The organism is Corynebacterium nuruki S6-4 (genome assembly GCF_007970465.1).
Taxonomy (GTDB): domain Bacteria; phylum Actinomycetota; class Actinomycetes; order Mycobacteriales; family Mycobacteriaceae; genus Corynebacterium; species Corynebacterium nuruki.
The window spans coordinates 2,780,107-2,802,712 of sequence record NZ_CP042429.1 but is presented as its reverse complement, the minus strand read 5'-3'; the positions used below and the strand labels follow the sequence as shown (position 1 = coordinate 2,802,712).

At 69.2% G+C, this 22,606-nt stretch carries 20 protein-coding genes; 9 read left to right on the top strand and 11 right to left on the bottom strand.

Going from position 1 to position 22,606, the window contains the following annotated elements; translation table 11 throughout:
• Window position 1: 1 nt before the first annotated feature.
• The 8 genes from FSW06_RS12665 to FSW06_RS12630 all read left to right on the top strand — a co-directional run bounded on the left by FSW06_RS12665 (window position 2) and on the right by FSW06_RS12630 (window position 12,731).
• Window positions 2-1,663: a peptide ABC transporter substrate-binding protein gene (locus FSW06_RS12665; protein ID WP_029449328.1), complete on the top strand. Its 1,662-nt coding sequence runs from the start codon at window positions 2-4 to the stop codon at window positions 1,661-1,663.
• 1 nt (window position 1,664) lies between these two features.
• Window positions 1,665-2,591 carry an ABC transporter permease gene (locus tag FSW06_RS12660; RefSeq protein ID WP_010120006.1) on the top strand — a complete coding sequence of 309 codons (927 nt, stop codon included), beginning with the start codon at window positions 1,665-1,667 and terminating at the stop codon, window positions 2,589-2,591.
• Entirely contained in the window at window positions 2,584-3,540 is a 957-nt protein-coding gene (locus FSW06_RS12655) for an ABC transporter permease (protein WP_010120007.1), read from the top strand. The genes FSW06_RS12660 and FSW06_RS12655 overlap by 8 nt, the downstream gene beginning before the upstream one ends.
• Window positions 3,537-5,213 (top strand): dipeptide ABC transporter ATP-binding protein, encoded by a 1,677-nt coding sequence (locus FSW06_RS12650; protein ID WP_010120008.1) that lies wholly within the window; start codon window positions 3,537-3,539, stop codon window positions 5,211-5,213. The genes FSW06_RS12655 and FSW06_RS12650 overlap by 4 nt, the downstream gene beginning before the upstream one ends.
• Before the next feature lie 303 nt (window positions 5,214-5,516).
• Window positions 5,517-7,031 (top strand): MmgE/PrpD family protein, encoded by a 1,515-nt coding sequence (locus FSW06_RS12645; protein WP_010120009.1) that lies wholly within the window; start codon window positions 5,517-5,519, stop codon window positions 7,029-7,031.
• Window positions 7,031-7,954 carry a methylisocitrate lyase gene (gene prpB / locus FSW06_RS12640; protein ID WP_010120011.1) on the top strand — a complete coding sequence of 308 codons (924 nt, stop codon included), beginning with the start codon at window positions 7,031-7,033 and terminating at the stop codon, window positions 7,952-7,954. The genes FSW06_RS12645 and prpB overlap by 1 nt, the downstream gene beginning before the upstream one ends.
• 85 nt (window positions 7,955-8,039) lie before the next feature.
• Window positions 8,040-9,176: a bifunctional 2-methylcitrate synthase/citrate synthase gene (locus FSW06_RS12635; protein ID WP_010120013.1), complete on the top strand. Its 1,137-nt coding sequence runs from the start codon at window positions 8,040-8,042 to the stop codon at window positions 9,174-9,176.
• Between the two features lie 117 nt (window positions 9,177-9,293).
• Window positions 9,294-12,731: a pyruvate carboxylase gene (locus tag FSW06_RS12630; RefSeq protein ID WP_010120015.1), complete on the top strand. Its 3,438-nt coding sequence runs from the start codon at window positions 9,294-9,296 to the stop codon at window positions 12,729-12,731.
• A gap of 30 nt (window positions 12,732-12,761) precedes the next feature.
• Here FSW06_RS12630 and FSW06_RS12625 read toward each other — a convergent pair whose 3' ends face one another.
• On the bottom strand, window positions 12,762-13,190 hold the full coding sequence (locus FSW06_RS12625) for an Lrp/AsnC family transcriptional regulator (protein ID WP_010120016.1): 429 nt from the start codon (window positions 13,188-13,190) through the stop codon (window positions 12,762-12,764).
• Between the two features lie 83 nt (window positions 13,191-13,273).
• Here FSW06_RS12625 and FSW06_RS12620 point away from each other — a divergent pair, with 83 nt between their 5' ends.
• On the top strand, window positions 13,274-13,921 hold the full coding sequence (locus FSW06_RS12620) for a LysE family translocator (protein WP_010120017.1): 648 nt from the start codon (window positions 13,274-13,276) through the stop codon (window positions 13,919-13,921).
• A 22-nt stretch (window positions 13,922-13,943) separates the two neighbouring features.
• Here the strand turns inward: FSW06_RS12620 and FSW06_RS12615 are convergent, their stop codons facing one another.
• The 10 genes from FSW06_RS12615 to FSW06_RS12570 form a co-directional block, all read right to left on the bottom strand.
• Complete coding sequence (locus tag FSW06_RS12615) at window positions 13,944-14,669, bottom strand: VIT1/CCC1 transporter family protein (protein WP_010120018.1); 726 nt, start codon at window positions 14,667-14,669, stop codon at window positions 13,944-13,946.
• 45 nt (window positions 14,670-14,714) lie between these two features.
• Window positions 14,715-15,167 (bottom strand): MaoC family dehydratase, encoded by a 453-nt coding sequence (locus FSW06_RS12610; RefSeq protein WP_010120019.1) that lies wholly within the window; start codon window positions 15,165-15,167, stop codon window positions 14,715-14,717.
• On the bottom strand, window positions 15,167-16,924 hold the full coding sequence (locus FSW06_RS12605; RefSeq protein ID WP_010120020.1) for an acyl-CoA dehydrogenase: 1,758 nt from the start codon (window positions 16,922-16,924) through the stop codon (window positions 15,167-15,169). The genes FSW06_RS12610 and FSW06_RS12605 overlap by 1 nt, the downstream gene beginning before the upstream one ends.
• Complete coding sequence (locus FSW06_RS12600) at window positions 16,924-17,592, bottom strand: TetR/AcrR family transcriptional regulator (RefSeq protein ID WP_010120021.1); 669 nt, start codon at window positions 17,590-17,592, stop codon at window positions 16,924-16,926. Before FSW06_RS12600 ends, FSW06_RS12605 begins: the two co-directional genes overlap by 1 nt.
• An 11-nt stretch (window positions 17,593-17,603) precedes the next feature.
• Entirely contained in the window at window positions 17,604-18,743 is a 1,140-nt protein-coding gene (locus FSW06_RS12595; protein ID WP_010120022.1) for an acetyl-CoA C-acyltransferase, read from the bottom strand.
• Window positions 18,744-18,785: 42 nt separating this feature from the next.
• Complete coding sequence (locus tag FSW06_RS12590) at window positions 18,786-19,622, bottom strand: SDR family oxidoreductase (RefSeq protein WP_010120023.1); 837 nt, start codon at window positions 19,620-19,622, stop codon at window positions 18,786-18,788.
• Window positions 19,619-20,500, bottom strand: a complete 882-nt coding sequence (locus tag FSW06_RS12585) for an SDR family NAD(P)-dependent oxidoreductase (protein WP_010120024.1) — start codon at window positions 20,498-20,500, stop codon at window positions 19,619-19,621. Before FSW06_RS12585 ends, FSW06_RS12590 begins: the two co-directional genes overlap by 4 nt.
• Before the next feature lie 132 nt (window positions 20,501-20,632).
• The gene (locus tag FSW06_RS12580) at window positions 20,633-20,908 is read right to left on the bottom strand and encodes a hypothetical protein (RefSeq protein WP_010120025.1); all 276 of its coding nucleotides are present in this window, start codon (window positions 20,906-20,908) and stop codon (window positions 20,633-20,635) included.
• Window positions 20,905-21,171: a non-oxidative hydroxyarylic acid decarboxylases subunit D gene (locus FSW06_RS12575; RefSeq protein ID WP_010120026.1), complete on the bottom strand. Its 267-nt coding sequence runs from the start codon at window positions 21,169-21,171 to the stop codon at window positions 20,905-20,907. Before FSW06_RS12575 ends, FSW06_RS12580 begins: the two co-directional genes overlap by 4 nt.
• The gene (locus tag FSW06_RS12570) at window positions 21,168-22,595 is read right to left on the bottom strand and encodes a non-oxidative hydroxyarylic acid decarboxylases subunit C (RefSeq protein ID WP_010120027.1); all 1,428 of its coding nucleotides are present in this window, start codon (window positions 22,593-22,595) and stop codon (window positions 21,168-21,170) included. The genes FSW06_RS12575 and FSW06_RS12570 overlap by 4 nt, the downstream gene beginning before the upstream one ends.
• Window positions 22,596-22,606: the final 11 nt, after the last annotated feature.

Sequence of the window (22,606 nt, the reverse complement as noted above, 5' to 3'; positions counted from 1 at the left end):
CATGAACATCCGACCCCGCAGAGCACTAGCCGCGCTCCTCACCGGTGTGGCGCTCGTCCTGGGGGTGACGGCCTGCGTCCCGGACCACCGGACCGCCCCGGCCGACTACATCTCCTTCTATTCCGGCGAACCGCAGAACCCGTTGATCCCGACCAACACCAACGAGAACAACGGCGGCACCGTCATCGACACCCTCTTCACCGGCCTCGCCCAGTACACCCCCGACGGCGAGGTGACCATGGGTGTCGCTGAATCGATCACCCCGAACGCCAACTCCACGCAGTTCGACATCAGACTCAAGGACGGGTGGACCTTCACCGACGGGGAGCCCGTCACCTCCGACAGTTTCATCGACGCGTGGAACTTCGGCGCGAACGTCAAGAACGCCCAGCTCCAGTCAAGCTTCTTCGAGCCGATCAAGGGCTACAAGGACGTCGCCGGCGAGACCGACGAGGAGGGGAACGTGACAAAGGAGCCGACCACCGACACGATGTCCGGTCTCCACAAGGTCAACGACCGGGAGTTCACGGTCACCCTGAGTGCCCCGAACGTCGCCTTCCCGAACATGCTCGGCTTCTCCACCTTCTACCCGCTGCCCAAGGTCGCCTTCGAGGACATGAAGGCCTTCGGCGAGCACCCGGTCGGCAACGGCCCGTACATGTTCGACGGGGACGATGCCTGGCAGCACAACGTCGCCATCACCCTCAAGGCCAACCCGGACTACGCCGGCACCGACAAGCCGAAGAACCCGGGCATCTCCTTCACCATGTACTCCTCGCAGACCACCGCCTACGCGGACCTGCAGTCCGGGGACCTCGACCACATGCGTGAGGATGTCGGCGCGGACGCCTACCCCTCCTACAGGGCGGACTTCCCCGACAGTAACGACGACAAGCCCTACGCGGCCATCCAGAACTTCACCATCCCCGAGAACCTCCCCGGTTTCCGGACCGACGAGGAGGGCCGGCTGCGCCGGGCCGCGGTCTCCATGGCCATCGACCGGCAGCTCGTCATCGACAAGGTCTACTTCGGTGCCCGGCGGATCGCCGAGGACTTCGGCGCCCCCACCCTGCCCGGCGGCATACCCGACATCCCCGGCAAGGAGGTCCTCACCTACCAGCCGGACAAGGCCCGCGAACTGTGGGACGAGGCGAACAGAATCCACCCGTGGAACGGCGGGAAGTTCCAGATCGCCTACAACGCGGACGCCTCCCACCAGGTGTGGGTCGAGGCCGTCACCAACAGCATCCGCCAGGTGCTCGGCATCGACGCCTCCGGCAAGGCCTACCCCACCTTCAAGGCCATGCGGGACGCGGTCGTCAACGGCACCGTCGGCGCGGCCTTCCGCTCCGGCTGGAACGCGGACTACCCCTCCATCGACTCGTTCCTGACCTCGAACTACAGGACAGGCGCGGCGTCCAACGACGGGAAGTACTCGAACCCCGAGTTCGACAAGGCCCTGGACTCGGCCTCCGCACAGCCCGACGGAGACAAGGCCCGCCCGTACTTCAACCAGGCGCAGACCATCCTCATGAAGGACCTCCCGCAGATCCCGCTCTGGTACTACGCGGCGTCCACCGCCTGGAACCCGAAGCTGCACGGGGTGGAGTCCAACTGGAAGGGCATGCCCGTCTTCACCGAGATCACGAAGGACGGTAACTGACATGTGGTGGTATCTCGGCAAACGGATCCTCCAGCTCATCCCCGTCTTCCTCGGGGCGACCTTCCTCATCTACGCGATGGTCTTCCTCACCCCCGGTGACCCGGTCACCGCGCTGGCCGGGGACAAGGCCGCGGACCCCGCGGTCCTCGACCAGATCCGCGCACAGTACAACCTCGACAAGCCCTTCCTCGTCCAGTACGTCATGTTCCTCGGCGGGATCTTCCAGGGTGACCTCGGCATGACCTTCTCCGGACGCCCCGTCACCGAGGTCCTCGGCGAGTCGTTCCCCATCACCATCCGGCTGGCCGTCATGGCCCTGGTCATCGAGACCGTCTTCGGTGTCGGCTTCGGCATCGTCGCCGGCCTGCGGAAGGGTTCCTGGTTCGACTCGACCCTGCTGGTCATCTCCCTGCTCATCATCGCCGTCCCGGTCTTCGTCATCGGCTTCGTCGGCCAGTACCTGTTCGGCATCCAGTGGGGCGTGGTCCCGCCCACCGTGGGATCCGACGGTTCGTTCACCAAACTCCTGTTGCCCGCGTTCGTCCTCGGCCTCGTCTCCTTCGCCTACGTGCTCAGGCTGACCCGCTCCGAGGTGGCGCAGAACATGCGCGCCGACTACGTGCGCACCGCCGCGGCCCGCGGCATGACCCGGTGGGGTGTGATCCGCAACCACGTGCTGCGCAACTCCATGATCCCGGTCGTCACCTTCATCGGTGCCGACCTCGCCGCCCTCATGGGTGGCGCGATCGTCACCGAGGGCATCTTCAACATCCACGGCGTGGGTGGTCTGGTCTTCCAGTCCGTGAGCCTCGGCGAGGCACCCACGGTGGTCAGCGTGGTCACCGTCCTGGTGATCATCTTCGTGCTGGCCAACCTCATCATCGACCTGCTCTACGCCCTGCTCGACCCGAGGATCCGCTATGCCTGACACAACTTCCGTCACCCCGCTCCCCCGCGACGAACGCTGGGTCGCCGAGGTCGAGACCACCGACATTCTCACCCGCGACCAGCTGCTCCCCGACGAGGCCCCGAGGGGTTTCTGGGGCACCGCGTGGGTCAACCTGCGACGCCGCCCGCTGTTCTGGGTCGCCGCCGTCATCATCCTGCTCGTCCTGCTGGTCACCGTCGTGCCCGGCCTGTTCTCCGGTACCGACCCGAAGGCCGCGACTCTGGAGGACTCACTGGCGCACGCCCGGTCCGGGCACCCCTTCGGATTCACCCAGCAGGGCTACGACGTCTACGCCCGCACCATCTTCGGCGCCCGCGCCTCCGTCGTCACCGGACTGCTCACCACGGTCGCCGTCGCCGTGATCGGCGTGATCGTCGGCTCCGTCGCCGCCTACCTGGGCGGCTGGGTGGACGCGGTGCTGTCCCGGCTCACCGACATCTTCTTCGCCATTCCGCTGCTGCTCGCCGCGATCGTCCTCATGCAGGCCTTCGACGTGCGCAACGTGTGGACGGTCGTCCTCGTCCTGTCCCTGTTCGGCTGGCCGCAGATGGCCCGCCAGATCCGCGGTGCCGTGCTCGCCGCGAAGAACGAGGAGTACGTCGAGGCGTCCCGCGCCCTCGGCCTGTCCCGGGCGGGCATCCTGTTCAAGCACATCCTGCCGAACTGCCTGGCCCCGATCATCGTCATGATGACCACGAACCTCGGCATCTACATCGTCGCCGAGGCGACGCTGTCGTACATGGGTGTGGGCCTGCCGCCGGACACCGTCTCCTGGGGCAACGACATCTCCGCCGCCCAGCACACTCTCCGCGTGGACCCTGAGATCCTGTTCTACCCCGCCGGCGCGCTCGCGCTCACCGTGCTGGGGTTCATCCTGCTGGGCGACACCCTCAAGGACGCCCTCGACCCCAAGGAGCGGACCCGATGAACGACCGACCCCTGCTGTCGATGCGCGGTGTGGACATCGCCTTCGGCACCGACAAGAAGCCGCTGCCCACCGTCTTCGGTGTGGACCTCGACATCTGGCCCGGCGAGACCGTCGCCGTCGTCGGCGAATCCGGCTCCGGCAAGTCCACCACCGCGATGAGCATCCTCGGCCTGCTGCCCGGCGACGGACATGTCACCGGCGGGCGGATCATCTTCGACGGTGAGGACATCACCCACGCGAGCCAGAAGCGGTACACCGAACTGCGCGGCGCCCACGTCGGGCTCGTCCCCCAGGACCCGATGAGCAACCTCAACCCGGTGTGGTCGATCGGCCACCACGTCAAGGAGGCGCTGCGCTACAACAACATCGCCACCGGCTCCGAGGCCGAGAAGCGCGCCATCGACCTCATGGCCGAGGCCGGGCTCCCCGACCCCGCCGACCGGATCGGCCAGTACCCGCACCAGTTCTCCGGCGGCATGCGCCAGCGCGCCCTCATCGCCTGCGGCCTCGCGGCCCGGCCGGGTCTGCTCATCGCCGACGAGCCCACCTCCGCCCTCGATGTCACGGTGCAGCAGCAGATCCTCGACCACCTCGGCTCCCTCACCCGGGAGCTGGGCACCGCGGTCCTGCTGATCACCCACGACCTGGGGCTGGCCGCCGAACGCGCCCAGCGCATCATCGTCATGAGCCAGGGCCGCGTCGTCGAGTCCGGCCCGGCACTGGAGATCCTCCAGGACCCGAAGCACCCGTACACGAAGAAGCTCGTCGCCGCCGCACCGTCGGTCGCCGCCCGGCGCGCCGACATCCATGTCTCGGAGGCCCCGGAGGCCACAGCGGAACCGCAGGACGCCGGCCCGGCCGGGGCGGCGTCCGACCACCTCATCGAGGTCGAGCACCTGACGAAGTCCTTCGAGGTCAAGGGGGACCGACCCTGGCGGAAGAAGACCTTCACCGCGGCCGAGGACATCAACTTCTTCCTGCGGCGCGGGCACACCCTCGCGCTGGTCGGGGAATCCGGGTCCGGCAAGTCGACCGTCGCCCAGATGGTCCTCGGGCTGCTCCCGCCGAGCAGCGGCCGCGTCATGTTCGACGGGGAGGACGTCACCGCCCTGGACCGTCGGAAGGAACTGGCGTTCCGCCGGCGGGTGCAGCCGGTGTTCCAGAACCCCTACGGGTCGGTCGACCCGATGTACTCGGTGTTCAACACCATCGCCGAGCCGCTGAAGATCCACGGTGTCGGGTCCGGGAAGGACCGCGAGAAGCGGGTCCGGGAACTGCTCGACATGGTCGCGATGCCGACGTCGATGATGTCCCGGTACCCCGGGGAGCTCTCGGGCGGTCAGCGGCAGCGCGTGGCGATCGCCCGGGCGCTGGCGCTGGACCCGGAGGCGCTCATCCTCGATGAGGCGGTGAGCGCACTCGACGTGCTGGTGCAGTCCCAGGTCCTCGCGCTGCTCAACGACCTGCAGCGGGAGATGGGGCTGACCTACCTGTTCATCACGCACGACCTCGCCGTGGTCAAGCAGATCGCGGACGAGACACTGGTCATGCAGCGTGGCCGGATCGTGGAGCGTGGCGAGACCGACGAGCTGTTCGACCATCCGGAGCAGGAGTACACGGCCCGGCTGCTGGCCTCGATCCCCGGCGGATCGATCGCGCTGCACCAGGGCTGAGGGACGGTCGTTCTTGATACCACAGGCACTGTGATATCCGCCACCCCCGTCGGCGAATTATTGTCCGGGGCGTGGCCGGAACGTCCGGTGGCGGCGTCCTGCCCCGGGAAATTCCCCTGCGACCTGCAGCCGACGGCGGCAGGACCGCCACCGGTCAGACCACAGGAACGGCACCCCCGGCGCGCAACCGCTGTAATGCACGTCACCCCCGTTGTTTCGAAGATGAACGTGGCCTCCGGGGACGATGGCATAGTGGACCCTGCACAAAGCCTGTGTCCGCTATCACACTAAGGAGTCCCGTCCGTGGAGAACCACATCGTCCGCGTCCACCCCTCAGCGGAGGATTTCCCGAAGAACGAGCACCTCGCATGGAAGATCGCCGAGGTCGCCACTGACCCGGTCGCCGTTCCCGACGAGTCCGCCGACATGGCGGTCAACCGTATCATCGACAACGCCTCCGTCGCCGTGGCCTCCGTGCTGCGCCGCCCGCCGTCGACCGCCCGCGCCCAGGCGCTGACCCGCCCGGTGACCCCCGGCTCCACGGTCTTCGGTGTGCCCGGCACCTACGCCCCGGAGTGGGCGGCCCTCGCCAACGGCACCGCCGTGCGCGAGCTGGACTTCCACGACACGTTCCTCGCCGCCGAGTACTCCCACCCCGGCGACAACATCCCGCCGATCCTCGCCGTCGCCCAGCACACCGGCGCCGCGAAGAACCTCACCGGTGAAGACCTCGTCCGCGGTATCGTCACCGGCTACGAGATCCAGGTCGACCTCGTCAAGGGCATCTGCCTGCACGAGCACAAGATCGACCACGTCGCGCACCTCGGCCCGTCGGTCGCCGCCGGTATCGGCGCCATGCTGAACCTCGACGCCGAGACCATCTACCAGGCCATCGGCCAGGCGCTGCACACCACCACCGCCACCCGCCAGTCCCGCAAGGGCCTCATCAGCTCCTGGAAGGCCTTCGCCCCCGCATTCGCCGGCAAGATGGCCATCGAGTCCGTCGACCGCGCGATGCGCGGCGAGGGCGCCCCCGCCCCCATCTGGGAGGGTGAGGACGGCTTCATCGCCTGGATGCTCGACGGCAAGGACGCCGAGTACACCGTGCCGCTGCCCGCCAAGGGCGAGGGCAAGCGCGGCATCCTGGACACCTACACCAAGGAGCACTCCGCGGAGTACCAGTCCCAGGCCCCGATCGACCTGGCCTTCCGCCTGCGTGACCGCATCGGCGACCTGTCGCAGGTCGAGTCCATCGTGCTGCACACCAGCCACCACACCCACTACGTCATCGGCAACGGCGCCAACGACCCGCAGAAGTTCGATCCGGACGCCTCCCGCGAGACCCTGGACCACTCGGTGATGTACATCTTCGCCGTGGCCCTCGAGGACGGCGTGTGGGACTACCGGGACTCCTACTCCCCCGAGCGCGCCCACCGGCCCTCCACCATCGAACTGTGGAACAAGATCACCACGGTCGAGGACCCCGAGTGGACCCGCCGCTACCACTCCAACGACCCGAAGGAGAAGGCGTTCGGCGCCCGCGCCGTCGTCACCCTCAAGGACGGCACCGTCCTGGAGGACGAGCTGGCCGTGGCCAACGCCCACCCGCTGGGCGCCCACCCGTTCACCCGCGAGCAGTACGAGAACAAGTTCCGCAAGCTCGCCGACGGCCTGGTCGCCGAGAAGGAGCAGGAGCGCTTCCTCGAGGCCGCCCGCAACGCCCGTTCCCTCAGCGCCGCCGACTTCGGCCAGCTCACCGTCACCTTCGACGAGGACGTCCTCGCCAAGGCCCCGCAGATCCCGGGCGGTGTGCTCTAGTGGCGGGCCTCTACTCCAGCAACGTCACCCCGACCGACCGCCGCCGTGCCTTCCGTGAGTCGCTGAACTCCCCGGAGATCACCCGGCTGCCCGGCGCATTCTCCCCGCTGGTCGCCCGCGCGATCCAGGAGAAGGGCTTCGAGGGCGTGTACGTCTCCGGCGCCGTCGTCGCCGCCGACCTCGCCCTGCCCGACATCGGACTGACCACCCTCACCGAGGTCGCCGGCCGGGCGCGCCAGATCGCCCGCGCCACCGACCTGCCGGTCCTCGTGGACGCCGACACGGGCTTCGGTGAGCCGATGTCCGCCGCCCGCACCGTCTCCGAGCTCGAGGACGCCGGTATCGCCGGCTGCCACCTCGAGGACCAGGTCAACCCGAAGCGCTGCGGCCACCTCGACGGCAAGGAGGTCGTCCCCACCGACGTCATGCTCCGCCGTATCGGCGCCGCCGTGAAGGAACGCCGTGACGACCAGTTCGTCATCTGCGCCCGGACCGACGCCGCCGGTGTCGAGGGCATCGACTCGGCCATCGAGCGGGCCAAGGCCTACGCCGACGCCGGCGCGGACCTCATCTTCACCGAGGCCCTCCACACCCCGGCGGAGTTCGAGAAGTTCCGTGCGGCGGTCGACATCCCGCTGCTGGCGAACATGACCGAGTTCGGCAAGTCCGAGCTGCTGTCCGCCGGGCAGCTGCAGGATCTTGGCATGAACGCCGTGATCTACCCGGTAACCACCCTGCGCATCGCCATGGGCCAGGTCGAGGAGGCGCTCGGCGAGATCGCCGAGACCGGCACGCAGAAGGAGTGGCTGGAGCGTATGCAGCACCGGTCGCGCCTCTACGAGCTCCTCCGCTACTCCGAGTACAACGAGTTCGACACCAGCGTCTTCACGTACTCCCGCGAGAACTACGACCCGACCAAGTAGCGCACCACCCCCTACCGGACACCGGTCGCCGGGGCACCACCCGGCACCACCGGACCACCACCACCCTGAGAGAGGAGCCATCACCATGGCTGAAGAGAACGTTGACATCAAGAAGGGCCTCGCCGGCGTCGTCGTCGACTACACCGCCGTCTCCAAGGTCGTCCCGGAGACCAACTCCCTGACCTACCGCGGCTACCCGGTCCAGGAACTCGTCGCCAACTGCACCTTCGAGGACGTCGCCTACCTGCTGTGGAACGGCGAGCTGCCGACCGCCGAGCAGAAGGCCGAGTTCGAGAAGGCCGAGCGCTCCCAGCGCGAGGTGCCGCAGGCCCTCATCGACATCATCGACGGTCTGCCGAAGGACTGCCACCCGATGGACGTCTGCCGTACCGCCGCCTCCTGGCTCGGCACCGCCGACCCGGAGGCCAACGACCGCTCCGGTGACGGTGTGCGCCGCATCGGCCTGAGCCTGCTGGCCAAGATGCCGACCGTCGTCGCCTACGACATGCGCCGCCGCCGCGGCCAGGAGTTCATCGCCCCGGACCCGGAGCGGTCCATCGCCGAGAACTACCTGTACATGGCCTTCGGCGACGGCGAGGACTCGCCGGCCACCAAGCCGGCCGACGTCGAGGCCTTCGACCAGTCGCTGACCCTGTACGCGGAGCACTCCTTCAACGCCTCCACGTTCACCGGCCGTGTCATCGCCTCCACCACCGCGGACACCTACTCCGCGGTCACCGGTGCGATCGGTGCCCTGAAGGGCCCGCTGCACGGTGGCGCCAACGAGGCCGTCATGCACAACTTCCTCGAGGTCGATGACCCGGAGAAGGCTGAACAGTGGGTCCTCGACAAGGCCGCCAACAAGGAGAAGATCATGGGCTTCGGCCACCGCGTGTACAAGCGCGGCGACTCCCGTGTCCCCTCCATGGAGGCCGCCATGCGCCGCACCGCCGCCAACCACGACGGCGAGAAGTGGGTCCGCATGTACGAGAACATGCAGGCCGCCATGGAGAAGCGCACCGGCATCCTGCCGAACCTGGACTTCCCCGCCGGCCCGACCTACTACATGCTCGGCATCGACATCCCGTTCTTCACCCCGATCTTCGTGATCGCCCGCGTGGTCGGCTGGACCGCCCACATCGCGGAGCAGAACGAGAACAACGCGTTGATCCGCCCGCTCTCGGCCTACAACGGCGAGCCGCAGCGCTCCGTCACGGCGTAACAGGCCCCGCCTCCGTCCACCGCCCGCGGCGGACCCGGATCAACCGGGCCGACGCGGGCGGTTCGTGTCGCCCCACCTTCGCACGGCCGACAAGGCCATCAAGAAAGGACGCCTCACATGGCTCTCCCCTCCTTCGACAAGATCCTCGTCGCCAACCGCGGCGAGATCGCGGTGCGCGCCTTCCGCGCCGCCTACGAGACCGGCGCCAGGACCGTCGCCGTCTACCCCCGCGAGGACCGCAACTCCTTCCACCGCGCCTTCGCCGATGAGGCGGTCCGCATCGGTGTGGAGGGCTCGCCGGTCAAGGCATACCTCGACATCGACGAGATCATCCGCGCTGCGAAGCAGACCGGCGCGGACGCCGTCTACCCCGGCTACGGCTTCCTCTCCGAGAACGCCGTCCTGGCCCGGAAGTGCGCCGAGAACGGCATCACCTTCATCGGCCCGTCCCCGGAGACCCTCGACCTCACCGGTGACAAGGCCGCCGCCGTGGACGCCGCCCGGAAGGCCGGCCTGCCGATCCTCGACGATTCCGAGCCCAGCGAGGACATCGACGAGATCGTCGCCATGGCGGAGGGCCGCACCTACCCGCTGTTCATCAAGGCGGTCGCCGGCGGCGGCGGACGCGGCATGCGCTTCGTCGGATCCCCCGACGAGCTGGCGGAGAAGGCCGCCGAGGCGTCCCGCGAGGCCGCCGCGGCCTTCGGCGACGGCCGGGTCTACATCGAGCGCGCCGTCATCAACCCGCAGCACATCGAGGTCCAGATCCTCGGTGACACGCAGGGCAACATCATCCACCTCTTCGAGCGCGACTGCTCGCTGCAGCGCCGCCACCAGAAGGTCGTGGAGATCGCCCCGGCCCAGCACATCTCCGCCGAGCTGCGCGAGCGTATCTGCGCGGACGCCGTGAAGTTCTGTGAGTCGATCAACTACTACGGCGCCGGCACCGTGGAGTTCCTCGTCGACGAGAACGAGAACCACGTCTTCATCGAGATGAACCCGCGTATCCAGGTCGAGCACACCGTGACCGAGGAGGTCACCTCCGTCGACCTGGTGAAGTCGCAGATGGACATCCTCGCCGGGGCGTCGCTGGCGGACCTGGGACTGAGCCAGGACAGCATCGTGCTGCGCGGTGCCGCCCTACAGACCCGCATCACCACCGAGGACCCGAACAACGGCTTCCGCCCGGACACGGGCACCGTCACCGCGTACCGTTCCCCGGGCGGCGCCGGGGTGCGGCTGGACGGCGCCGCCTCCCTCGGCGGCGAGATCACCGCGCACTTCGACTCGATGCTCGTGAAGATGACCTGCCGCGGTGCCGACTTCAACCAGGCCGTCACCCGCGCCCAGCGTGCCCTCAACGAGTTCACCATCTCGGGCGTGGCCACCAACATCGGCTTCCTGCGCGCCCTGCTGCGTGAGCCTGACTTCCGGAACAAGCGGATCTCCACCGCTTTCATCCCGGACCACCCGTGGCTGCTGCAGGCCCCGCCGGCCGACGACGAGGCCGGGCGGCTGCTCGACTACCTCGCCGACGTCACGGTGAACCGGCCCAACGGCGTCCGCCCCACCGACATCGTCCCGCACCGGAAGCTGCCGGCGACGGTCATCCAGCACAACGCGAAGACCGCCGGTGACGACGTGGAGCTGCCGCCGCTGCCCCGCGGCAACCGCGACCTGCTGCTCGAGGTCGGCCCCGCCGAGTTCGCGAAGCGGCTGCGTGCCCGGGAGGCGCTGGCCGTCACCGACACGACGTTCCGGGACGCCCACCAGTCGCTGCTCGCCACCCGGGTGCGAACCGCCTCCCTCGTCGACGCGGCCGAGGCCGTCGCCCGCCTCACCCCGGAGCTGCTGTCGGTGGAGGCCTGGGGTGGCGCGACCTACGATGTCGCGCTGCAGTTCCTCCACGAGTCCCCGTGGGAGCGGCTCGACCAGCTGCGCGCCGCGATGCCGAACACCAACATCCAGATGCTGCTGCGCGGCCGGAACACCGTGGGCTACACCCCGTACCCGGACGTCGTCTGCCGCTCCTTCGTCGCCGAGGCGGCGAAGTCCGGGGTGGACATCTTCCGCATCTTCGACGCACTCAACGACATCGACCAGATGCGCACCGCCATCGACGCGGTACTGGAGACCGGCACCGGTGTCGCCGAGGTGGCCATGGCCTACGCCGGCGACCTGTCGGACCCGGCCGAGGACCTCTACACCCTCGACTACTACCTGAAGCTCGCCGAGCAGATCGTCGAGTCCGGCGCCCATGTCCTGGCCATCAAGGACATGGCCGGACTGCTCCGCCCGCAGGCGGCGTCCACCCTGGTCACCGCACTGCGGAAGAACTTCGACCTGCCGGTGCACGTCCACACCCACGACACGGCCGGCGGCCAGCTGGCGACCTACCTCGCCGCCGCCCAGGCCGGTGCGGACGCCGTCGACGGTGCCTCCGCCGCCATGGCCGGCACCACCTCCCAGCCGTCACTGTCCGCGATCGTCGCCGCGTTCGCCCACACCGACCGGGACACCGGCCTGTCGCTGGACGCCGTGAACTCGCTCGAGCCGTACTGGGAGGCCGTCCGTGCCCTCTACGGTCCCTTCGAGTCCGGTCTGCCCGGGCCCACCGGCCGGGTGTACACCCACGAGATCCCGGGCGGTCAGCTGTCCAACCTGCGGACCCAGGCCACCGCCCTCGGCCTCGGCGACCGGTTCGAGCTCATCGAGGACGCCTACGCGGGTGTCAACAAGCTGCTCGGCCGGCCGACGAAGGTCACCCCGTCGTCCAAGGTCGTCGGTGACCTCGCCCTGCACCTCGTCGGTGCCGGGGTGACCGTCGAGGAGTTCGCCGCGGACCCGCAGAAGTACGACATCCCGGCCTCCGTCATCGCCTTCCTGCGCGGTGAGCTGGGCACCCCGCCCGGTGGCTGGCCGGAGCCGCTGCGCACGAAGGCCCTCGAGGGCCGCGCCTCCACCGCCTCGCGGGTCACCGAGGTCCCGGCCGAGGAGGAGGCGCACCTCAACGGGGCGTCCTCGGACGAGCGCCGTGGTGCGCTGAGCCGGCTGCTGTTCCCGAAGGAGTCCAAGGGCTTCGCCGAGCACGAGCGGCAGTTCGGCGATGTCTCGGTCCTCACCGACCGCCAGTTCCTCTACGGTCTCAAGGAGGGTGAGGAGACCGCGGTGCGGATCAAGGGCAACCCGCCGATGGTCGTCCGGCTGGACGCCGTCGGTGAGCCCGACGAGAAGGGCATGCGCCAGGTCGTCATGAACGTCAACGGTCAGATCCGGCCGATGCGGGTGCGCGACCGGTCCGTCGAGTCGGTCACCGCCGCCGCGGAGAAGGCCGACCCCTCGGTCGAGGGCCAGGTCGCGGCACCGTTCGCCGGTGCGGTCACCGTCACCGCGAAGGTCGGCGACGAGGTGGCCGCCGGCGACGCGGTCGCCGTCATCGAGGCCATGAAGATGGAGGCCTCCATCACCTCTCCGGTGGCCGGGAAGGTCGCCCGGGTCGTCATGACCCAGCCGACGAAGGTGGAGGGCGGCGACCTGCTCGTCGTCGTCGAGTAGCACCGGCTGTGACCTGCCGGTACCGGCCGGTCACAGTCGCTTCATCACCATCGTCGAGGTCAGCCGCTCCACCCCGGGCAGCGTGCCGAGCACCGTGTCGTAGAGCTCCTGGTAGCCGGCGAGGTCGGCGGTCAGGGTGCGCAGCATGTAGTCCGTCTCCCCGAACATCCGCTCGGCGGAGACGATCGCCGGCTCGGCGACGACCGCCTCCTCGAAGGCGGCGATGGTCGACCGGTCGGTCCGCCCCATCGTGACCATCACCAGTGCCTCGAAGTGCAGGCCCATCGCCGCCGGGTCGATCTCCGCCCGGTAGCCGCGGATCACCCCGCCGCGTTCCAGGTCCCGCAGCCGCCGGTGGCAGGTGGAGATGCTCAACCGCACCTGCTGGGCGAGGTCGGTGACACTCATCCGGCCGTCCTCGCGCAGGAGTGCAATAATTTTCCGGTCGATCGCGTCCATGGCGATTATTATTGCATCGGACGCCCCGATGTGCGAGAAACTTCGAAGCACATTTCAGGGCGTCCGGAATAAGCTTGTGAGCTGTGGAAACAGCCCTCGTCCTCCAGTTCACCCTCACCGCCGCCCTGTTCGCAGTCATGCCCGGCGCCGACTGGGCCTACGCCATCGGCGCGGGCCTGCGCCCCCGGTCGATCGTCCCGCCGATCCTCGGCCTCGCCAGCGGCTACGTCATCGTCGTCACGGTCATCGCCGTGGGCGTCGGCGCACTGGTGACGGCGAACCCGGACATCCTCACCGTCCTCACGGTCATCGGTGCGGCGTACATCATCTGGCTCGGGGTGAGCACGCTGCTGGAGCTGCGCGGCGGCGCGGGTTCCCTGGTCCCGGGCACGGCGGGCACAGCGGGCACAGCGGGACCGGCCACGCAGTACAGCGGACTGTCCAGCTACCTGCGCGGTATGGGCGTCAGCAGCATCAACCCGAAGGGCCTCATGCTGCTGCTGGCCCTGCTCCCCCAGTTCCTCACCGACGGCGGCTGGCCCTCCGGCATCCAGATGGGGCTGCTCGGCGGGATCTTCATCCTCGAGATCCTCGTCGTCTACTCCGGCGTCGCCGTCGCCGCCCGGGCGCTGCTGGCCGACCGGCCGCGGCTCGCCACCGCCGTCAGCGTGGTCTCCGGGGTCTTCCTCACCGGCTTCGGTACCTGGCTGCTGCTGGACGCCCTGTTCTAGGTGTTCTTCCCGGTCAGCTCCGTCAGGCGGAGGCACCGAACAGCACTCCCACCCCGTAGGTGACGGCGAGACCGGCGGCACCACCGACGACCAGACGGACCATCGAGCGCCGCACCGACGTGCCCGCCATCTTCGCCGAGGCGAAGCCGGTGCAGGCCAGAGCGACCAGCGTCACGACGGTGAGGACGAAGCCCTGCAGCGCGCCGGTGGACAGCAGCACCGACAGCATCGGCAGCGCCGCACCGAGGACGAACGACAGTGCCGAGGAGCCGGCCGCCGACCACGGGTTCACCAGGTCGTGGGTGTCCAGCCCCAGTTCCAGCCGGAGGTGCGCCGGCAGCGGATCGCCGTCGCTGATCTCCTGGGCCGCCTGCGCCGCCGTCTCCGGGGAGATGCCGTAGCCCTGCAGGATGCCGGCGAGTTCATCGCGTTCCTCGTCGGGCATCTCGTGCAGCTCGTCGGATTCCTTGCCGATGAGCACCCGTTCGGTGTCCCGCTGGGCGGAGACCGACACGTACTCCCCCAGGCCCATCGAGACCGCACCGGCGATGGTGGAGGCCAGGCCGGCGGTGAGGATCACCGCGTTGCTCGTGCCCGCACCCACCATGCCGAGCAGCATCGCGGAGACGGAGACGATCCCGTCATTGGCGCCGAGGACGCCGGCACGCAGCCGGTTGAGGCGGTTGTTCTCGCTGCGGGCGTGCGGTTCCCCGGCATGGCGGGATGATGCGTGAGGCTCGGTGTTCATGCCCGTCAGCCTACTATGCGCCGGGACGGGACACAGCAGCACCGCTCAGTCGAGCAGCAGGATCAGCGCCCGGGAGGTGCAGCCCGGCCGCTCCTGCCCCTCGATCTCCATGGTGAGGTCGAGGGAGACGAGGATGCCGCCGGCCTTGTCCGCCACGTCGGCGAGCCGGACCCGAGCGCGCACCCGGTCGCCGACCCGCACCGGGTTCGGGAACCGGACCTTCTCCAGCCCGTAGTTGATCAGCGTCCCCCAGGCGGAGAAGTCGAAGACCTGTCCGGCCAGGGTCGGCACCAGGGCGAGGGTGAGATAGCCGTGGGCGATGGTGCCGCCGTAGGGGCCGTCCTTGGCCCGCTCCTCGTCCACGTGGATCCACTGGTGGTCGTCGATGGCGTCCGCCATGGTGTTGACCCGGGCCTGGGTCATGGTCAGCCAGTCGCTGGTGCCGAGATCCTCGCCGACAGCGGCACGGAGTTCGTCGGCGGTGGTGAATCTACGCATCAGATCAGGTCCTCATTCAGGTCGGTGAGCAGGTGGTCGGTGGCGGCGACGAGATCAAGCTGGGCGTCCACCCGCGGCAGCAGGTGGTCGATGAAGAACGTCGCGGTGAGTTCCTTGGACGCCGCGAAGGGGTCTGTCCGGTCCCCCAGCGCCCGGAGCTGGTCGAGCAGCAGCCAGCCGACGACGATGTCGCCGGCGGCCTCCAGGTAGGTGGTGGCGTCCCCGAGTGCGGTGAGCGGGTCGCCGGTCTCCCAGACGGCGGTGGTGACCGCGGCGAGCCGGTCGGCGCGCGACCGTACGGCGTCCGCGAGCCCCGGGCGGGACGCCGCCACCGCATCGCAGGTCGCGGCGATCCTCCCCAGCAGGTCACGGAAGCCGCTGCCCCCGTCGAGGAGCACCTTGCGCCCCAGCAGGTCGAGCCCCTGGATGCCGTGGGTGCCCTCGTGGATCGGGTTGAGCCGGTTGTCGCGGTAGAACTGTTCCACCGGGTAGTCGCGGGTGTAGCCGGCGCCGCCGAGCACCTGGATGGCCAGGTCGTCGGCGGCGGGACCCCACTGGGAGGGCCAGCTCTTGGCGACCGGGGTGAGCACGTCGACGAGCAGCGCGGCGGCGTCCCGGGTGGCGGGGTCCGGCGCGGCGGTCGCGTCGTCGAGCAGTCGGGCGGCGTAGAGGATGACGGCGACGGAGCCCTCCGCGTAGCACTTGGCGGTGAGCAGCATCCGGCGGACGTCGGGGTGCCGGATGATCGGCACCGGGGCGGTCGACGGGTCCTTCGCCTCGAGCGGCCGGCCCTGGATGCGTTCGCGGGCGTAGTCGCGGGCGTGCAGGTACCCGGTGACGCCCAGTGCCGCGGCCCCGGCACCGACGCCGATGCGGGCCTCGTTCATCATGTGGAACATGTACTTCAGGCCGCGGCCCTCGTCACCGATGAGGTACCCGACGGCGTCCTCGTAGCGCAGGGCAGCGTTGGTGGTGCCGCGGTAGCCCATCTTGTGGTTCAGGCCGACGAGGCTCACCCCGTTGCGCTCGCCCAGCTCCTCCGGCCCGCCGAGCCACTTCGGCACGATGAACAGGGACAGTCCGCGGGTGCCGGGGCCGCCGGTGCGGGCGAGGACGAGGTGGACGATGTTCTCCGAGATCTCCTGGTCACCGCCGGAGATCCACATCTTGTCGCCGCGGATGCGGTACGTGCCGTCCGCCGCGCGGGTCGCCGTGGTGGTCAGGTCCCCGAGCGAGGACCCCACCGCCGGCTCCGACAGGTTCATCGTGCCGAACCAGCGGCCGTCGAGCATCGGCGGGAGGAAACGCTCCTGCAGCTCCGCCGAGGCGTGCGCGCGGATGAGGTTCGCCGCCCCGGTGGTGAGCAGCGAGTAGGAGACCGCACCGATGTCCGCCGCCTGGAACCACAGGAACGCGGCCCGGTAGACGAGGTTCGGCAGATCGATCCCGCCCTCCTCCGCCGACATGGTCGCCGCGGGGAAGCCGGCCTCCGCATAGGCGTCGAGGGCGAGTTTCAGCTCCTCGGGGAGCACCACCTTACCGTCGACCAGCCGGGGTTCGGCGAGGTCACCGGGGCGGTTGAGCGGGGCGAAGCGGTTCTCCGCCAGCTCGCGTGCCAGATCGAGGACGCCGTCGAAGGTCTCCCTGCTGTGGTCGGTGTACCGGTCGAAGCCGGTGAGACCGTCGGCGTCCAGCCAGTCGTAGAGGCAGAATTCCAGGTCGTGCGCGTCGAGGACCTGTGATTCTCTCGTGTCCATCATTCTCCTTGTGTATCGGTGGGTCCGGCAGATGCGGTGGGTCCGACGATCCCGTGGAGTGCCAGACCGGTGAGTTGTCCGGCCAGGTCGGCGACGGCGGTGGCGTCCTGGTCCTCGCGGGGGCGGTACCACACGGCGGTGCCGTTGAGGCTGCTCAGCAGGAAGCGGGTGGCCAGGCGCGGATCGGCGGTGTGCAGCGAACCGTCCGCCACCCCCTGCTCCACGACCACCCGGAACATCTCCTCGTAGCGCTGCCGGATGTCGTTGAGTTCCACGAGGGCCTGACGTTGGCGGTCCTTGAGCGCCCTCGACCGGCCGGCGACCACCCCCTGGGTGATGACGTCGTGGTAGCCGGGGTCGCTCATGAGGTTGACGAGGTGGCGCACCGACATCTCCCGGAGCCGCTCCAGGCCGGTGCCCGGTGCCTCGGCCAGCGGCCGGATGATGGCGGTCACCCGTCGCATGCCTTCTTCGTAGACGGCGAGGTAGATGTCGAACTTCGACCGGAAGTAGTAGTACACCCGGCCCTTGGTGGCGCCGATCGCCTCGGCGATGTCGTCGATGGTCGCCTGGTCGAAACCGCGGACCTGGAACACCGTGGACGCGGCGTCCAGGATCTGCGCACGGGCGGCGTCGTGGGCGGCGTCGTGAGTGGCGTCCCGGTCCATGGTGGCGCCGCCTACAGCTCGAACAGTCCGGCGGCGCCCATACCGCCGCCGATGCACATGGTGACCACGACATAGCGGGCGCCGCGGCGACGGCCCTCCCGCAGGACATGGCCGACCATCCGCGCACCGCTCATCCCGTAGGGGTGCCCGATGGCGATCGCACCACCGTTGACGTTGTACTTCGCCGGGTCGATGCCGAGCGTGTCCCGGCAGTACACCGCCTGCGAGGCGAAGGCCTCGTTGAGCTCCCACAGGTCGATGTCGTCGACCGTCAGACCGTGCTGCGCCAGCAGCTTCGGGACCGCGACGACCGGGCCGATGCCCATCTCGTCGGGTTCACACCCGGCCACCGCGATACCGCGGTAGGTGCCCATCGGCTCCAGGCCACGGCGTTCGGCCTCCGCGCGCTCCATGAGCACGACCGCGGCGGCGCCGTCGGAGAGCTGGGAGGCGTTGCCCGCCGAGATGGTGGCGGCGTGACCGTCGCTGTCCGGCAGCACCGCCTTGAGCTTCGCGAGTCCCTCGGCGGTCGTGGACGGCCGGTTGCCCTCGTCGAGGCTCAGTCCGCCGAACGGCACGATCTCCTCGTCGAAGATCCCCGCCTCCTGGGCCGCCGCCGTACGCCGCTGGGATTCCAGGGCGTAGGCGTCCTGGACCTCCCGGGTGACGTTGTAGCGTTCCGCGACGATCTCCGCGGTCTGCAGCATCGGGATGTAGATGTCGTGGCCGTTGTCCTTCAGCCACGGGTCCTCGGCGCGGAAGCTGTTGCGGTGCTCGTTCTGCACCAGGGAGATGGACTCCACTCCGCCACCCACGGCGATCTGCAGGCCGTCGGTGATGATCTCCTTGGCGGCCGTGGCGATCGCCATCAGTCCCGAGGCGCACTGCCGGTCGACGGTCATGCCGGGGACGCTGACGGGCAGCCCGGCGCGCAGTGCGGACTGGCGGGCGGTGTTGTAGCCGGTGGAGCCCTCCTGCATCGCGCAGCCGAGGATGACCTCCTCGACCTCGGAGCCGTCGAGGCCGGCGCGGTCGACCGCGGCGGCGATGGCGTGCGCGGCGAGTTCCTGGCCCTGGGTGTCCGCGAAGGCGCCCTTGTACGCCTTGCCGATGGGGGTACGGGCGGTCGAGACGACCACTGCTTCTCTCATGGTTCCTGCTTTCACTGTCGGATCAGTCGGTGTCGGTTGCTGTCAGTCGTTGTCGTACATGGCGACCGACATCGTGGATGTCAGGCCGCCGTCGAGCGGAATGGTCAGCCCGGTCAGGTACGAGCTGCCCGGTGCCAGCAGGAACGTCACCAACGCGGTGATGTCCTCGGGACGCCCCACCCGGCCGAGCGGGTTGGCACGGTTGATCTCCTCGCCGTGGTCGTCGAGGACCCACTTCATCATCTTCGTGGGGAACGGGCCGGGCGCGACCGCGTTGACGAGGATGCCCGGGGCCAGGGTCTTGGCCAGCACCTTCGTCAGGTGGTGCACCGCGGCCTTCGAGGCGGCGTAGGAGTAGTTCTCGTAGTTCGGCACGGCGAGACCGTCGATGGAGCCGAGGTTGATGATGCGTGCGGGGTCCAGGCCGGCGGCGGCCCGGGCGTCCAGCAGGGGACGCAGCAGCTGGGCGAGGCGGAAGGGGGTCTTCACGTTGACGCCCAGCACCTTGTCCCAGGCCGCCGGCGGGAACTCGTCGAAGGGCGCGCCCCAGGTCGCCCCGGCATTGTTGACGAGACCGTCGAGCCGGTCGGTGTGGTCGCGCACCGCGGCGACGAGGGCCTGACAGCCCTCCTCGGTGGCGATGTCGGCGGCGATACCGTGCACCTCACCGGCACCGTCGATGCCGGTGGCGAGATCGCGGAGCTCCTGTTCGGCGGTGGCGACGGCGTCCGGTTTCCGGGCGGAGAACAGGACGGTCGCGCCGGCGCGCAGCAGTCCCTCGCTGAGCATCCGGCCGATGCCGCGGGCGCCGCCGGTGACCAGGACGGTGCGTCCGGCGATGTCGAAGGGGGCGGGGGCCCCGGCGGCGTGGTCGGTCATGCCTGCTCCCCGGCGGCGGCGACCGCGGTCCGTACGTAGAGGTCGGTCTGGTCGAAGGCCGCGGCGAGGTGGTGACTCTCCGACATGTCCGAGATCTCGTCCCAGCGCTCCGCGATGCCCTCGGCGGTGCAGTGCTCCGCGTCGAGGGCCACCGGGGTGGCCTCGCGCATCTGGGAGACAGCGAAGACGCCACCGCCGGCACCGAGGATCACGCCGGTCGGGGCGTCCGGGGAGACGAGGAATTCGGCGGCGGGGGCGACCGTGTCCGGGCCGAGCCGCTTCGCCGCCTCCTCGGGGATGAGGCCGTCGGTCATCTGCGTCGCGGCGGTCGGGGCGAGGGCGTTGACGCGGATCCCCTTCTTCTCCCCCTCGATGGCCAGGACGTTCATGAGGCCGACGAGGCCGGACTTGGCGGCGCCGTAGTTGGCCTGGCCGAAGTTGCCGTAGATGCCGGAGGCCGAGGTGGTCATGAGGATCCGGCCGTAGCCCTGCTCCACCATGTGCGGCCAGGCGGCCTTCGTGCAGTTCACCGAGCCGGTGAGGTGGACGGTGATGACCTTGTCGAAGTCGTCGAGGTCCATCTTGGCGAAGCTCTTGTCCCGGAGGATGCCGGCGTTGTTGATGAGGATGTCGAGCCGGCCCCAGCGGTCGACGGTGGCCGCGATCATCGCCGCGGCGGCGGCGCGGTCGGCGATGTCGGTGCTGTCCGCGACGGCCTCCCCGCCGGCGGCGGTGATCTCGTCGACGACACCCTGTGCATTACCCAGGTCGTTGACGACGACCTTCACGCCGCGGGACGCCAGGGCGAGGGCGTGTGCCCGGCCCAGTCCACCACCGGCGCCGGTGATGACGGCGACCTGTCCTGCAAAACTCTTCATCTCAGTCCCTTTCACATCGTTGACCTGGAATACTTCCCAGTATTATGTGATGCGGGACACGCTGTCAAGGTTTTTCGGAAATAACTGTCGGGCGGAGCGGGCACGCCGGCCGGACCCGGTCGGTCACACCCCTCAGCGGCCGGCGGTCCCCCGGAAGGTGAAGCGCCACTGGTGCGGCGGCCGGGCGATGAGTCCGGCCGGCGGATCCGGGATCCGGTGGTCCCCGGCGAGCGGCAGGATGACGACGATCCGTTCACCGGCGTCGGCGAACAGTTCCACCTGCCGTCCGTCACCGGCCACGTCCGGCCCCGTCAGGGGCGGAAGCGCCCGCCGTGCCCAGTCGAACAGGGCGTCCCGCTTCCCCGGGGCCGCCTTAGCCTCCCACATGAGGGTGTCGGCGGCACTCACCGTCCCGCACTCCCGAGCAGCGGGGGGACAGCGGGGACCAGCGGGGCGTCCCGGATGTCCTCGACGGTCATCCGGAAGTTCTCCGGGTAGTCCTCCCGCCGGGTCCGGCGGGCCGGCTCGGTGGTGCGCCAGCAGTACAGGCACTGCGTGCACTGCAGCACCTCCCAGGCCCCCGGTACCGGCGAGCTGGTCAGGGTCTCGATGTGGTCGAAACCGCAGCGCGGGCATTCCATGGTGTTCTCCTTGTCGTCGGTGGTGCTCATCGGTTCTCCTTCGCGAGTTTCTGCAGCCGGGCGAGCCACTCCCCGGTCTCGGGGAGGTCCCGGACCTGGTTGCCGTAGTTGCCGCGGGCATCGGGGTCGACCGGCGTCGTCGCATCGATGACGAGCTTGTCGGTGATCCCGGGGGTCTGTGCCTGGGGCGCGAGCCCCAGAATCGACATGTTCGGCAGGACGAGCAGGTCACCGCTGGGATTCACCTTGGTCGACAGTGCCCACATCACCTGCGGCAGATTGAACGGGTCGACGTCCTCGTCGACGACGATCACCGTCGCGGCGTAGCCGAGCCCGTGCGGTGTGCTCAGCACCCGGGACCCCACGGCCTTGGCGAACCCGCCGTACCGCTTTCTGGTCGAGACGATCACGACCAGCCCGTGGGTGTACATGGCGTTGACCGCCTCCACCTCGGGGAAATCGCGCTTGAGCTGCTTGTAGAGCGGGACGCAGGTGTTCGCCGCCATCAGGTAGTCGATCTCGGTCCAGGGCATCCCCAGGTACAGGTGCTCGAAGATGGGGTTCGTCCGGTACGAGATCCGGTCGATGCGAATCACGGTCATGTTCCGGCCACCGGAGTAGTGGCCGGTGAACTCACCGAACGGGCCCTCGATCTCGCGGCGCCGGCCTTCGATGACACCCTCGATGACGACCTCGGAGCCCCACGGGACCGGCAGACCGGTGGCCGGGGCGTAGGCGATCGGGGCGGGGGCGCCACGGAGCGCACCCGCGAGTTCGTACTCGTTCTGGTCGTACTCCATCGGGGTGGACGCCACGATGGAGATGACCGGGTCGTTACCCAACGTGATCGCGACGGGGAGATCCTCGCCGCGCTCCTCGGCCTTGTGCAGGTGCTGCGCGATGTCGTGCATGGGTACCGGCTGCAGGGCGAGCTTGCGCTTCCCCTTGACCTCGATGCGGTACACGCCGACATTCTGCTTGCCGCTGTTGTCCGGGTCCTCCGGATCCTTGGAGACCACGGCCGCCTTGTCGAGGTAGAAGCCGCCGTCGCCGTCGTTGAGACGGATCAACGGCAGGATGTCGAAGATGTCGACGTCGTCGCCCTCGACCGTGTTCTCGGCCCACAGCGGGTTGTCCCGGACCTCGGGCGCGACGGGGAACCGGTCCCACCGGCGGATGAACTCCTGCACCTGCTCCTTCGTGCCGGTGGTCGGCGGCAGGCCGAGCGCCAACGCGTGGTTGGCCCACGAACCGTGGACGTTCATCGCGATCCGCGCGTCAGTGAAGCCGTACACCGAATCGAAGTAGAGGGCCGGGGCATTGTCCCCCATCCGGGAGGCGGCGTTGGCTGCCGCGGCGATGTCCGGTTCCGGCATCACCTCGTCCTTCACGTGGAGGAGCTGGCCGTTCTCCGCGAGAGCGGAGAGGAAACTTCGTAGATCATCGTATGCCATGGCGATACCTT